Origin of the sequence: Burkholderia sp. Bmkn7, assembly GCF_041103175.1 — a bacterium.
In the GTDB taxonomy this organism is placed as follows: domain Bacteria; phylum Pseudomonadota; class Gammaproteobacteria; order Burkholderiales; family Burkholderiaceae; genus Burkholderia; species Burkholderia cepacia.
Genome location: NZ_JBGCUH010000002.1, coordinates 2,110,944 through 2,123,647, shown reverse-complemented (window position 1 = coordinate 2,123,647; position 12,704 = coordinate 2,110,944). Strand labels below are relative to the sequence as shown.

Sequence of the window (12,704 nt, the reverse complement as noted above, 5' to 3'; positions counted from 1 at the left end):
TTGTGCCGGGCTCGTCCACCCGGACGATGCGCCCCCGCGCCACCGCCGCACAATGGTCGCCGTGCCCAATCCCGCCCCCGCCCCCTCATGGAATCCGCCGACCTCACGACCGCGTTCAGCCCGCTGCAGATCGGCCCGCTGACGCTGCGCAACCGCCTGATCAAGTCAGCCACCAACGAGGGCATGACGCCGAACGGCGTGCCGTCGCGCGCGCTCGTCCGTTTTCACGAACGCATCGCCGAAGGCGGCGCCGCGCTGACGACCGTCGCGTACTGCGCGATCAGCGACGACGGACGCACGTTCGTCGACCAGGCACGGCTCGACGTGCCGACGGTCCGCCAGTTCCGCGCGCTGACCGACGCCGTCCATCGCCACGGCGCCGCCGCCTCCGCGCAGATCACGCACGGCGGCTGCTTCACGTTCCTGCCGTCGCTGTCGACCCGGCGGCCGTTGAGCGCATCGGGCGGCTTCAACAAGGTCGGCGTGATGAGCGGCCGCTTTTTGAAGCAGGCGATGACGCGCGACCAGATGTCCGCGATCGCCGACGAATTCGCGCAGGCCGCACGCCATGCGCGCGACGCCGGCTTCGATGCGGTCGAGATCCACATGGGGCATGGGTATCTGCTCAGCCAGTTCCTGTCGCCGCTGTACAACCGCCGCCGCGATGCGTACGGCGGCGACGCGGCACGGCGTGCCGCTTTCCCGGCCGAGGTGCTGCGCCGCGTGCTCGACGCGGTGGGCCGCGATCTCGCCGTCATCTGCAAGATCGGCGTGACCGAAAGCGTTCGCGGCGGCGGAACCGCCGACGACGCATGCGAGATCGCGCGGCGGCTCGAAGCCGAAGGCGCGCACCTGCTCGTGCTCAGCGGCGGGATGAACGTCGAATCGGTGTGGCAGCTGTTCGGCAGCCCGTTGCCCGGCGACGCGCGCGCGAACGCCGACAACGCAATCGTGCGCGCGGCGATGGCGCTGCAAAAACTCACCGAGCCGAAGATGGGCGCGTTTCGCGAGATGTATTTCCTCGAGCACTCGAGGAAGGTGCGCGCGTCCGTCCGGATGCCGCTCGCTTACCTCGGCGGCGTACGTTCGCGCGGGAACGTCGAGCTGGCGATGCGCGAAGGGTTCGATGCGGTCGCGCTCGCCCGCGCGCTCGTGTTCGAGCCGGATTTCGTCAACGGACTGCGCGACGGCCGGCTCGCGCAGTCGGGCTGCACGTCGTGCAACCGTTGTGTCGTGTCGATGTACACGCCGGGCGGCACCGCGTGCGTCCTGCACGAGCCGAACGACCCCGCGCCGAACCGGGTGCCGGCCGCCGGCACGTGAGGCGCGACGCGGGGCGCGGGACGCCCGATGCGGGCGCCGACGCTGCTCAGCCGGCGTCGCGCGCGCGGGCGAGCGCCGCGAGATTGCCTTCGCCGAACCCGTGGTGCCCCTTGCGCTGCACGATTTCGAAGAAGATCTCGCCGGGCCGGCGCTTGACGAAGGTCTGGAAGAACAGCCTCGGCACGCCGTCGCCGCCGATCTCGCCGTCGACCAGCACCGCGCGACGGCGCAGCGCGTCGAGATCGACACCATGCCCCGGCAGCCGCGCGTCGACGTCATCGTAATAGCGGGCCGGCGGCTCGATGAATTCGACGCCGTTCGCCCGCAGCGCATCGACGCAGGACAGGATGTCGTCGGTCGCCAGCGCGACGTGCTGCACACCCTCGCCCGGATGGTCGGGCAGATACGCGTGCATCAGCTCGGTGCGCCGCGTGCCTTCCTCGTAGACCGGAATCCGCACCGCGCCGCACGGCGACACCATCACACGCGATTCCTCCGACACATGCCAGTGCGCGTCGATTTCGTGGATCTCGCGAAAATGCAGCAGGTCGTGGTAGAAATCCAGCCACTCCCGCATGCGCCCCGCGCCGACGGTCTGCGTGAAATGATCGACCTGCTGCAGCCCGACGCCCACGCAGTCGAGATCGGTATGCGCGGTCGCGATGTCGATCGGCCGGAAATCGATGTCGAAGATCGAGATGTCGCCGACGCCGCCCCGCTGGCCGTCGCGCCCGCGCCAGCGGTCGACGAAATAGAGGTGCGAATCGCCGATGCCCTGGATCGCGGGGATCTTCAGCTCGCCGACCCCGACCTTCTCGCCTTCGAACGCCCACGCACCGAGCTCGATCGCCCGCTCGAACGCGCGCCGGGCACTGGCCACGCGCAGGCCGATCGCGCAGACACCCATCCCGTATTCCTCCGCGTAGCGCGCGGCGAACGAATCGGGCTCGGCGTTGATCAGGAAATGCATCTGACCTTGCCGGTAGAGCGTGACGTTCTTGCTGACATGCCGCGCGATCGCCTTGAACCCGAGCTGCTCGAAGCGCTGAGCAAGCGCCTCGGGCACGGGCGCCGCGAATTCGACGAATTCGAGGCCGGCCATCCCGAGCGGATTGGCAGCCGGATCGGCAACGGGCGGCGTATCGCTGGACAGGGGGTGGGAATTGCCGGGCATTCCAGTCTCCGGGGGCATGCGTTCGATGGGGATGGCGCCCGTCGCTGGCGGCAAGCGCGGCCAACGTGGCGACCGCATCCGCTCCGAACGGGCAAGTTCTCAATGCTGCAGATTTTAACCAGATCGTTCACGGCGGCACACCCTGGCCAAACGGGATATCGTCGCACCGCCTAGTGCAAACCCGAAAAGCGTTCGATAATCGCACGGACTTGTACGATAATCGCGCATCTTGTCCGATTGGCCAATTGCCGCCGTACGGCGCGCGCCCTATTCTCCGTTCACTCATCGACTTCAATGCAGCATCGGACGCGGCGCCGCCACGATTCCACGATGCGCCGTGCCAGGAGACACCGCCATGACCCCAACCTTCGACACCCTCGACGCCGCCGCCAGCGCCCGCGTCCGCAGCCAGGCCCGCAAGGCCGCGATCGGCAGCTTCGTCGGCGCCGTTGTCGACTGGTACGACTTCCTGCTGTACGGGATCGTCGCCGCGCTGGTATTCAATTCCGAGTTCTTTCCGAAAGTCAGCCCGACGATGGGCACGCTCGCGGCGTTCGCAACCTTCGGCGTCGGTTTCCTGTTCCGGCCGCTCGGCGGTGTCGTGTTCGGCCACTACGGCGACCGGCTCGGCCGCAAGCGGATGCTGGTCCTGACGGTGATGCTGATGGGGCTGTCGACGGTCGCAATCGGCCTGCTGCCGGCATTCTCGACGATCGGCTGGTGGGCACCCGTGCTGCTGGTGCTGATGCGCGCGATCCAGGGGTTCGCGGTCGGCGGCGAATGGGGCGGCGCGGCGCTGATGGCCGTCGAAAGCGCGCCGAGGCAAAAGAAGGCGTTCTACAGCAGCGGCGTGCAGGTCGGCTACGGCGTCGGCCTCGTGCTGGCCACGGGCATCGTGTCGATCCTGAGCCATACGCTCGGCGAGGCCGCGTTCAAGTCGTGGGGCTGGCGCCTGCCGTTCGTGTTCAGCATCGTGCTCGTGCTGATCGGGCTGTGGGTGCGCAAGAACATGGACGAATCGCAGGAGTTCGTCGAGAAGGTCGAACACGGCAACCGCAAGCTGCGCCTGCCGGTGCTGGAGGCGCTGACGCGCCATCCGAAGGCGTTCCTGCTGATCGTTGCGCTGCGGCTCGCCGAGCTGTTCACGATGTACATCGTCACCGCGTTCGCGCTCAGCTATTCGACGACGAACCTCGGCATGTCGCGCGACCTGTTCCTGAACATCGGCCTGCTGGTGGGGGCGGTGAGCTGCGTGACGATCCCGTGTTTCGCATGGCTGGCCGACCGCTACGGCCTGCGCCGCATCTACCTGATCGGCGCGCTGATCGGCGTCGCGTCCGCGGTGCCGTTCTTCCTCGCGCTGGAGGCGCGGTCGATCGCGTGGATCGTGATCTTCTCGATCCTGCTCGCGAACGCCGCGCACGACATGGTCGTGAGCGTCCAGCAGCCGCTGTTCACCGAGCTGTTCGGCGCCGAATACCGCTATAGCGGCGCGGGCGTCGGCTACCAGTTCGCGAGCGTGGTCGGCGGCGGGTTCACGCCGTTCATCGCGGTCGGCCTCGTCAGCGTGGCAGGCGGCTCGTGGCACCTCGTCGCCGGTTATCTCGCGGTGGGCTGCCTGATCTCGCTGATCGTCGCCGCGCGGATGCGGGCAGCGCAGTAACGACCCGATGGCCGGCCCCCACCGTGGCCGGCCATCACGCATCGCTCGATGGCGGCCGCCAACGGCGTCGCTCGTCGTGCGCGCGACGTCAAACACTGTCAGTTATACGCCCTGATTCCCCCTTTTCCCCTCTGAACATTCCACGCCGCCCGCCGACCAATGGCATCATATGGGCCTACGTCAGTCACCGATACGCCCCCATATCATGTCGAATCTCATCGTCCACGGCGGCACTCCGCTGCGCGGGGACATCAAGCCGTCCGCGAACAAGAACGCCGTCCTGCCGATCCTGTGCGCCACCCTGTTGACCGACCAGCCGTTGCGCCTCGTCGGCGTGCCGGACATCACCGACGTGCGCAAGATCCTCGACATCTTCCGCACGCTCGGCAGCGACGTGTCGGTCGACTTCACGACGGGCCTGCTCGAACTCCACCATCGCGACACGAAATTCGATCCGGCCGTCCATCGGCTGCCGGAAGCGATGCGCTCGTCGATCATGCTGATTCCGCCGCTGCTCGCGCGCTTCGGCGTCGCGCGCCTCGAGAACGACGTGAAGGGCTGCACGCTCGGCGTGCGCGAGATCGATCCGCACGTCGAGGTGTTCGAGCGCTTCGGCGCGCACATCGAGCGCACGCCCGATTCGCTGATCGTCCGCACCGACGGCCCGCTGACGGCCAACGATCACTGGCTCGACTACGCGTCGGTGACGACCACCGAAAACTTCGCGCTGTGCGCGACGACCGCGAACGGCACGTCCACGCTGATGAACGCCGCGTCCGAGCCGCACGTGCAGGAGTTCTGCCAGTTCCTCGCGATGATCGGCGTCGCGATCGAGGGGATCGGCACGTCGCGGCTCTGCGTGACGGGCGGCGGCAAGCTCGGCGGCGGCGAGTTCCGCTTCGCCGAGGATTTCCACGAAATCGCGACGTTCCTCGCGCTCGGCGCGATCACCGGCGGCGACATCACGGTACGCAACTCGTCGCCCGAACACTTCCCGCTGATCGACCGCACGTTCGCGAAGTTCGGCGTCAACGTCACGCACCGCGACGGCTGGTCGCGCGCGGAACGCGACGGCCCGCTGCGCGTGCGCCGGCCGTTCACGCAGAACATCCTCACCAAGGTCGAAGCCGCGCCGTGGCCGTACCTGCCGGTCGACCTGCTGCCGATCTTCATCGCACTCGGCGTGCGCGCGGAAGGCAGCGCGATGTTCTGGAACAAGGTCTACGACGGTGCGCTCGGCTGGTCCGGCGAACTGTCGAAGTTCGGCGCGCACGTGCTGCTGTCCGATCCGCACCGGCTGATCACGTTCGGCGGGCTGCAACTGACGCCGGCCCGCGTCGAGAGCCCGTACATCATCCGCGTCGCGATCGCGCTGCTGATGGTGGCCGCGAGCATCGAAGGCCGCTCGGAAATCATGAACGCGCTGCCGATCCGCCGCGCGCATCCGCATTTCGTCGAGAACCTGCGCTCGGTCGGCGCGAACGTCGAATGGACGAGCAGCGAGTAAGACCCTGAAGGTACGGCGTACGCCACACGAGCGCCGTACCGCCACCCGCACCCGGTTGGCGGCTGTGTCAGCCGCCTTCTCCCGTCTCTCTCCCGCCGCGCGCTCCCCCGTTACTCGCCGCCCCCGCAATCGGCATCGCCGGCGCCCATGTGGTCGAACCCGTAGAGCATCACGGCCGTCGTCCCGCGCGCCGGGTTGCTCGGGCGCTTCGCCAGGCTTTCGTCGAGCGGGGACGACGGGTACTGGACACTCGTGTCCATCAGGTTGCCCGGCGCCGAGCGCAACTCCGCGTCGGTCAGCTGGCGCGCTTCCGCGCGCGGCAGCCCGAACGCCTTGCGCACGTCCGCTTCGTTCCAGGTTCCCTTGAGCGTGACGGTGACCATCTGCAGATCGCCGTGCTCCCAGTCCAGTTCGACCTTCGTCGCGAGCGGATGCACGCTGGCCGCGAGCCGGTCGGGGAACACCGGGCCTTCGTAGTAGGCCTTCGTGTTTCCGCACGCATCGCCGGTATTCCGGTACTTCTTCAGCGCGCAATTGAAGCGCTTGTCACGGTAGCCGAAGGTTGTTTCGACGTAACAGCCGAATTTCGGCGACGTCATGCGCGGCCACGCACGCACGTCGACGGACGGCTTCGGGAGGGGCGTGCCGGACGAAGGATTCGCCGCGGCAAGCAGCGGCACGGCCGCGACGAGCACGGCCAACACGGATTCGCGAATTTTCATTGTTGTGGTCCAGTTGAGCCGGCGATTCTAGCGCGCCTTCGCCAGCGAGATCGTCCCGGCAATGCAGCGGAACAGCGGCAAGGCCTGCGGCATGTCTTCCACACAGGTCGCGCATGTCAGCGCCGATCCGGTAGCTCTGCGTATCGCCGAGCGCCATGTACAGCCTGTACGCGCTCATGATCGGGGCCGATCTTCGGCGAATACCCGGTTTCCCTCCCTTCACGCCACCGCCGAGGTCGATCGGCGTCACGCGCTCGATCACGGCCAAAATCGAAATCGTCGACTCGATCGACGCCTTCAGGTTGGCGATCGCCTCCGGTGAATTTCGCGCGATAATCGCCCACTCACGCGCGATTACCGCGCACCGAGACGCCACCTTCCGACGATGAAAAAGCCCGAACTCGACCGACGCGACTGGATTGCCGGCCTCGAAAAAGGCCTGGCGATCCTCGAGGCGTTCGACAGCCAGCACGCGCGCATGACGCCCACCCAGGCCGCCGCGCGCACCGGCCTCACGCGCACGGCCGCGCGGCGCTACCTGCTGACGCTCGAATCGCTCGGCTACGTGTACACCGACGGCAAGCTGTACGGCCTCACCCCGCGCGTGCTGCGGGTCGGCTGGTCGTACTTCGATTCGGCACGCCTGCCGCGCACCGTCCAGCCCTATCTGCAGCAACTGAGCGCGTCGCTGAACGAATCGGCGTATGTGAGCGTGCTCGACGGCTGGGAGCTCGTGTTCATCGCGCGCAACGGCGTGTCGCGCGTGATGACGACCGGCTTCGTGCTCGGCGCGCGCGTGCCGGCACCGCTCACGTCGCCGGGCGTCGTGCTGCTCGCCCACCATCCCGATCGCGAAGCCGTGCGCGCATGGCTCGACGACACCGAACTGCCGCCGTTCACGCCGCACACGGTCACCAACAAGGCGCGCCTGCTCGAACAGGTCGACCAGGCACGCGACGCCGGTTTCGCGGCGATCGAACAGCAATTGCAGGTCGGCGTGCGCGGGATCGCGGTGCCGCTGAAGAACCGTCACGGCGAAGTGGTCGCCGCGCTGAGCACGAACATGCCGATCGGTGCGGAGACGACCGACGCGGCCGTGCGGCGCGTGCTGCCGCATCTGCAGGAAGCCGCGCTCGCGATGCTCAACGTGCTGTAACGACGCGCCCCCGTCACTTGATCCGCCACCACCGCGGCAGCAGATCGCGCACCTCCCGCCGCCGGTAGCGGTCGTCGATCAGATGCACGACGCCTTCGTCGTGCTCGGTGCGGATCACGCGCCCGGCCGCCTGCACGACCTTCTGCAAGCCCGGATACAGGTACATGTAGTCGTAGCCGTTGCCGAAGCGTGCGTCCATGGCACGCCGCATCTGCTCGTTGACGTCGTTGACCTGCGGCAGCCCGAGCGTCGCGATGAACGCGCCGATCAGCCGCTCGCCGACCAGGTCCACGCCTTCCGAGAACGCCCCGCCCAGCACCGCGAAGCCGACGCCGCGCCCGCCCGCGTCGAAGCGCGCGAGAAACGCGTCGCGCTCGCCTTCCGTCATGCCGGGCGCCTGCGCCCAGACGGGCACGTCCGGGTGCCGTGCCTGCATCAGCGCGACCACGCGCCCCAGATAGTCGAAGCTGCTCAGGAACCCGAGGTAGTTGCCGGGCCGCGTCGCGTATTGCGCGGCGATCAGGTCCACGATCGGTTCGAGCGACCGGTCGCGGTCGCGCCAGCGGGTCGACACGTGGCTCGCGACGCGCACCGTCAGCTGCTCGGCGCGGAACGGCCCGTCGACGTCGAGCCAGCCCGTGTCGCCGGGCAACCCGAGCGTGTCGCGGTAGAAATGAAACGGACTCAGCGTGCCCGAGAAAAGCACGGTCGCGCACGCGGCTTCGTAGCGCGGCGCGAGAAAGCCGGCCGGAATCACGTTACGCACGCAGAGCGTCGACTGGACGCGGCGCCGGCGGCCGGCCGACGCAACGCCGTCGAGCGCCGGCTGGCGCGGCATCGGTTCGCCGTGCAGCGTCGCGTCGAAGATCGACGCGCTGTCGAACGCTTCGGCAAGCACGCCGAACTGGATCGCCTCGAAATGAAACCGCAGCAGCGCGTCGCCGTTCGCGCGCGGCGCGTCGGCCAGGTGCTCGCCGACCGCCGCGACGAGGTTCTGCAACGCCGACACGATCGGGCCCGGTATCTCCGGATACGCGGCATAACGCTCGGCCTGCGCGCTATTGACCGTGCCCCACGCGCGGGCAAGCCGGTCGAAGGCCTTGCGAAGCGCGGCGGGTGCGGCCTCGCGCGCGGCCGCGAATGCGAACGGATCGAGCGATGCGCTGTACATCTTGCGCGCACGATCGAGCAGGTTGTGCGCTTCGTCGACGAGCACGCCGACGCGCCACTGGTTCTGCTGCGCGAGCGTGTGCAGCATCGCGCTGCCGTCGTAGTAGTAGTTGTAGTCGCCGATCACCATGTCGGACCAGCGCGCGAGTTCCTGCGACAGGTAATACGGGCAGACGTCGTGCGCGAGCGCGGCCGCGCGCACGGTGTCGCGGTCGAGCAGCCCGGCCTCGATCGCCGCGTCGCGCGCGGCCGGCAGCCGGTCGTAGAAGCCCTTCGCGAGCGGGCACGACTCGCCGTGGCACGCACTGTCGGGATGCTCGCACGCCTTGTCGCGCGCAACGAGTTCCAGCACGCGCAGCGGCAGCGCGGGCGTGCCGGCGCCGAGCGTCGTCGCCGCTTCGAGCGCGAGCGCGCGGCCGGGCGTTTTCGCGGTCAGGAAGTACACGTGGTCGAGCTCGCCCTCGCCGCAGGCCTTCAGCAGCGGAAACACGGTGCCGAGCGTCTTGCCGATGCCGGTCGGCGCCTGCGCCATCAGGCAACGATCGTCGCGGGCCGCGCGGTAGACGGCCACTGCCAGCTCGCGCTGGCCGCTGCGGAACTGCCCGTGCGGAAACGCGAGCGCGCGCAGCGCCGCGTCACGCGCCGCGCGATGCGCCGTCTCGCGTTCGGCCCAGCCGACGAAGCAGGCGCACTGCTCGGCGAAGAACGCCGCGAGCTCTGCCGCCCCCAGCGTTTGCGTCAGCACCGTCTCGCGCTCGGACACGATGTCGAAATAGACGAGCGCGACGTCGATTTCAGCGAGATCGCGCGCGTCGCACATCAGGTGCGCGTAGACCTTCGCCTGCGCCCAGTGCAGTGCGCGGTGGTTGGCCGGCATCGCGTCGAGGCTGCCGCGGAAGGTCTTGATTTCCTCGAGGCGGTTCGCCACCGGATCGTAACCGTCCGCGCGGCCGCGCACGGTGAGCGTGCCCCACGTGCCCGTCAGCGCGATCTCGGTTTCGTAGCGTGCGCCACGGTTCGACGTCACCGCGCCGTGGCCGGCGATGCCTTCGAGCGCGGTGGGCGCGGGCGTGAAGCGCAGGTCGAGATCGCCGCGCCGCGCGGTGAACTCGCACATCGCCCGCACCGCGACGACGTAGCTCATGCGGACAGGCCCGCCGCCTCGACGGGCGCGACGTCCGCGCCGGCCCACTCGACATCGATCACGCGCACCGGAATGCCGTGCGCGACGCAGTATGCGAGCCAGCGCGTCTGGTTGTCCTGCAGGCGGTCGCCGGGGCCTTTCACCTCGACGAGTTCGTAGCGGCGCTCGCCGGGCCAGAAGCGGACGAGATCGGGCAGCCCCGAACGGTTGCTGCGGATATCCGCGAGCAGGCGCGTGAACCACAGCCGCAAATGCTCCGGCGGCAGGCACGCAAGCGCCTCGTCGAGCAGTGCGTCGCTCAGCACGCCCCAGAACACGAACGGGGATTGCAGCCCCGCTTTCGTCACGAAGTGCCGGCGAATCGTCTCTCGATAAGCGCCCGAATCGAGTTGCGCGAAGCACGCGGCGAATGCATCCGCGCGGCGCGCGGCGAAATCGGGCGCGTGCAGGTCGGCCGGGCCGCGCTGGAACGGATGGAAGAACGCGCCGGGTACCGCGGCGAACACGGGTTCCCAGCACAGCAGCCCGAACAGCGAATTGATCAGCGTGTTTTCGACGTAATGAACCGGCGAAGCCGGTAGCGCCAGATGGTCGCGCACCGCGAATTCGACACTGACGAACGCATCGGGGCGCGCGAGCACGAGCGTTTCGCGCGGCACGTCTGCCGCAGGGGCCGCGCGTTCGACGCGCTGGCCGAGGCGTCGCTGCAGGCGCGGCAGCATGCGCTCGACACGCTGGCGCTCCTCGTCGCTCTCGAAACCGCCGCGCGCCTCGAGCGCCAGCGCGAGCGCATCGTCGTCACGCCCGCAGCGTTCGAGCACGCGGATGCGACGATGGCGGCTGCCCGGCCAGGCGCTGCGCACATACGCGTCGAGCGCGCCGGCCCAGTCCGCCCGGCGCTCGCACGTCTGCCCGAGGGCGAACAGCAGCTTCGCGCGACGCGTCGCGAGCCAGGGCTGCGCGCAGCCGACCACATCGATCGCGCGCACCAGGTCGTCGAACGGCAGATCGTCGGGCCAAGCGTCGAGCGCATCGCGGCACGTCTGCAGCGCGAGATACGCGTCGACGTCGCCGCGCTGCTGGAACGCGCGCGACGACGGCGCGATCGGCACGCTTTCGTACTGGAACACGCCGAGATCGGCGAGCACGAATTCGCTCCAGTCCTGGTGGAGATTGCCGAAGAACATCAGGCGCAGCCGGTCGCACAGCGCGCCGACCGTCACGCGCAGCACGCGGTCGCCGGCTTGCGCGCACCACGCGTCGAGCGGCTGCGCGATGTCGTGCGCGGGCCGCAGCCGTTCGAGCCACTCGGCCTTGCGCTCGCCCGCATGCGCAGCGAGTGCCGGGAAGATACGCAGCAGATCGGCCTTGGTCGACAGCGCGAACAGTTCGTCGAGCGTCAGCGCGGGGGCCGGATCGACCCAGCCGAGTTCGACGAGCGGTGCGGCCGCGTCGAGCGCGCAGCCGATTTCGTCGTACACGAGCTTGCTCGCGCGGAAATCGGACCCGTTGCGCATCAGCATCCGGACGAGCAGCGCGCGCGACGCCTGCGGCAGCGCGGTGAACTGCCGGACGAACGCGTGCTCGTGCGCATCGAACAGGTCGTCGTAACGCGCGCCGAGCCAGGCCAGCGCGCGTTCGAAATTGGTCAGGTAGTAAAACGCCGGGGGCGTCGGCGAAGCAGGCGTCACGGGGATCGATCACTGTACATTTGTACAGGTCTGAATCATATCAAATGTGACGGAAAATGCCGCTGCCCCGATCGCCTCCCTGCTGCCCGGCCGTGCTCAGAACTGGTAGTTCACCGACATGTCGAATACGCCGTTGGTCGACTGCTGCGTGATCGGGCTGCGTGCGGCGCGGCCGACGAGCTGCTCGATCGCGCCGTCGATCGTGATGAACCAGTGCTTGTTCACGAACCAGGCCATGGTCACGCCCGCACCGTACGACTTGATCCCGGCCCCCGACGAATACGCCGGCAGCCCCGAACGCGCGGCGGCTCCCTGGTTCACGCCGAACCAGCTGTTCATGTAGCGCGAATCGGCGAACGACACGGTCGGCCCCGCGAACCAGAAGAAATGCTCGTTGCTGCCCGGCAGCGGCATGTACGCGGAAAAATCGCCGACCCAGCCGTTCGAGCCCCCGATGCTGCGCCGGATATCCGCGCGCAGCACGAGCGGAAACTCCTTCGAGATCACGTAATCGGCCGCCAGTTTCATCACCGGTGCCGCGTTGATGTTGTCGAGGCCGTTCAGGTGCTGGATATCGTCGGCCGAACGGCGCCCGAGGTCGTAACCGACGGACAGGCTCACGCGCCAGTTCGGCCCGCGCAGCACGTTCGCGCCGAGCCCCTCGCCCGTCGACAGGAAGAACAGGTCGCGATAGCGGATGTCGAGGTTCGGGCCGCCCATCACGCGATAGCGGTCGGAGCCCGCATAGCGCGGCTGCAGCGTCATCGCGGCGCCCACGCTGATATTCCACGTGGAAATGTTCGGGTCGAACAGTTTTTCGAGCGGCACACCCGCCGAGTATTGCCACTCGCCGAGCGGCGAAGGCGTCTGGGCCGACGCATCGCGGGTGCCGGCCGCGGCAAGCGCCGCGCATGCCGACAGGCCGGAAACGAACCGGCGAGCGCCGGGTGACAGCAACAGGCGAGCAACTGTGGCCAAGGTGGTCTCCGTCGGTTGCGTGAAACGAACCTGAGGGAAAGCGCATCGCGCCTCTTCGGCCGCAGCGGCTGCCAGGCTGCGGCGCGAACGTAGCGTGTGCTGAATTAACGGACATCCTACGCGACGCGCACGCAGACGCAAAGCGCCCGCTGCGCGCGGGCACTTTGCCCCGCGCG

General features: G+C 68.5%; 10 protein-coding genes. 5 read left to right on the top strand and 5 right to left on the bottom strand.

Going from position 1 to position 12,704, the window contains the following annotated elements; translation table 11 throughout:
* The first annotated feature begins 87 nt into the window (after nt 1-87).
* Complete coding sequence (locus AB3K92_RS15440) at nt 88-1,323, top strand: NADH:flavin oxidoreductase (protein ID WP_369465368.1); 1,236 nt, start codon at nt 88-90, stop codon at nt 1,321-1,323.
* Between the two features lie 46 nt (nt 1,324-1,369).
* On the opposite strand, the gene AB3K92_RS15435 is transcribed toward AB3K92_RS15440, so the two are convergent.
* The gene (locus AB3K92_RS15435) at nt 1,370-2,497 is read right to left on the bottom strand and encodes a 4-hydroxyphenylpyruvate dioxygenase family protein (RefSeq protein ID WP_021162738.1); all 1,128 of its coding nucleotides are present in this window, start codon (nt 2,495-2,497) and stop codon (nt 1,370-1,372) included.
* A 355-nt stretch (nt 2,498-2,852) separates the two neighbouring features.
* Here AB3K92_RS15435 and shiA point away from each other — a divergent pair, with 355 nt between their 5' ends.
* Both shiA and AB3K92_RS15425 read left to right on the top strand, forming a co-directional pair.
* Nucleotides 2,853-4,160 carry a shikimate transporter gene (gene shiA / locus AB3K92_RS15430; RefSeq protein ID WP_369465367.1) on the top strand — a complete coding sequence of 436 codons (1,308 nt, stop codon included), beginning with the start codon at nt 2,853-2,855 and terminating at the stop codon, nt 4,158-4,160.
* 205 nt (nt 4,161-4,365) lie between these two features.
* Entirely contained in the window at nt 4,366-5,667 is a 1,302-nt protein-coding gene (locus AB3K92_RS15425; RefSeq protein ID WP_059591134.1) for a UDP-N-acetylglucosamine 1-carboxyvinyltransferase, read from the top strand.
* Between the two features lie 110 nt (nt 5,668-5,777).
* On the opposite strand, the gene AB3K92_RS15420 is transcribed toward AB3K92_RS15425, so the two are convergent.
* On the bottom strand, nt 5,778-6,389 hold the full coding sequence (locus tag AB3K92_RS15420; RefSeq protein ID WP_021162742.1) for a hypothetical protein: 612 nt from the start codon (nt 6,387-6,389) through the stop codon (nt 5,778-5,780).
* A 155-nt stretch (nt 6,390-6,544) separates the two neighbouring features.
* Here AB3K92_RS15420 and AB3K92_RS15415 point away from each other — a divergent pair, with 155 nt between their 5' ends.
* Both AB3K92_RS15415 and AB3K92_RS15410 read left to right on the top strand, forming a co-directional pair.
* A complete protein-coding gene (locus AB3K92_RS15415; protein WP_369465366.1) occupies nt 6,545-6,778 on the top strand; it encodes a hypothetical protein in 234 nt (77 codons plus the stop codon).
* On the top strand, nt 6,775-7,545 hold the full coding sequence (locus tag AB3K92_RS15410) for an IclR family transcriptional regulator C-terminal domain-containing protein (protein ID WP_021162744.1): 771 nt from the start codon (nt 6,775-6,777) through the stop codon (nt 7,543-7,545). The genes AB3K92_RS15415 and AB3K92_RS15410 overlap by 4 nt, the downstream gene beginning before the upstream one ends.
* A gap of 13 nt (nt 7,546-7,558) precedes the next feature.
* Here the strand turns inward: AB3K92_RS15410 and AB3K92_RS15405 are convergent, their stop codons facing one another.
* The 3 genes from AB3K92_RS15405 to AB3K92_RS15395 form a co-directional block, all read right to left on the bottom strand.
* Nucleotides 7,559-9,859 (bottom strand): ATP-dependent DNA helicase, encoded by a 2,301-nt coding sequence (locus tag AB3K92_RS15405; protein WP_369465365.1) that lies wholly within the window; start codon nt 9,857-9,859, stop codon nt 7,559-7,561.
* Nucleotides 9,856-11,550 (bottom strand): VRR-NUC domain-containing protein, encoded by a 1,695-nt coding sequence (locus AB3K92_RS15400; RefSeq protein ID WP_369465364.1) that lies wholly within the window; start codon nt 11,548-11,550, stop codon nt 9,856-9,858. The genes AB3K92_RS15405 and AB3K92_RS15400 overlap by 4 nt, the downstream gene beginning before the upstream one ends.
* A 96-nt stretch (nt 11,551-11,646) precedes the next feature.
* On the bottom strand, nt 11,647-12,528 hold the full coding sequence (locus AB3K92_RS15395; RefSeq protein ID WP_021162747.1) for a MipA/OmpV family protein: 882 nt from the start codon (nt 12,526-12,528) through the stop codon (nt 11,647-11,649).
* Nucleotides 12,529-12,704: the final 176 nt, after the last annotated feature.

What these genes read in the sequence shown, in the direction of transcription:
- AB3K92_RS15420 (WP_021162742.1), bottom strand. Translation starts at nt 6,389, where the DNA reads ATGAAAATTCGCGAATCCGTGTTGGCCGTGCTCGTCGCGGCCGTGCCG.
- shiA (WP_369465367.1), top strand. Translation starts at nt 2,853, where the DNA reads ATGACCCCAACCTTCGACACCCTCGACGCCGCCGCCAGCGCCCGCGTC.
- AB3K92_RS15440 (WP_369465368.1), top strand. Translation starts at nt 88, where the DNA reads ATGGAATCCGCCGACCTCACGACCGCGTTCAGCCCGCTGCAGATCGGC.
- AB3K92_RS15435 (WP_021162738.1), bottom strand. Translation starts at nt 2,497, where the DNA reads ATGCCCGGCAATTCCCACCCCCTGTCCAGCGATACGCCGCCCGTTGCC.
- AB3K92_RS15410 (WP_021162744.1), top strand. Translation starts at nt 6,775, where the DNA reads ATGAAAAAGCCCGAACTCGACCGACGCGACTGGATTGCCGGCCTCGAA.
- AB3K92_RS15415 (WP_369465366.1), top strand. Translation starts at nt 6,545, where the DNA reads ATGTACAGCCTGTACGCGCTCATGATCGGGGCCGATCTTCGGCGAATA.
- AB3K92_RS15405 (WP_369465365.1), bottom strand. Translation starts at nt 9,859, where the DNA reads ATGAGCTACGTCGTCGCGGTGCGGGCGATGTGCGAGTTCACCGCGCGG.
- AB3K92_RS15425 (WP_059591134.1), top strand. Translation starts at nt 4,366, where the DNA reads ATGTCGAATCTCATCGTCCACGGCGGCACTCCGCTGCGCGGGGACATC.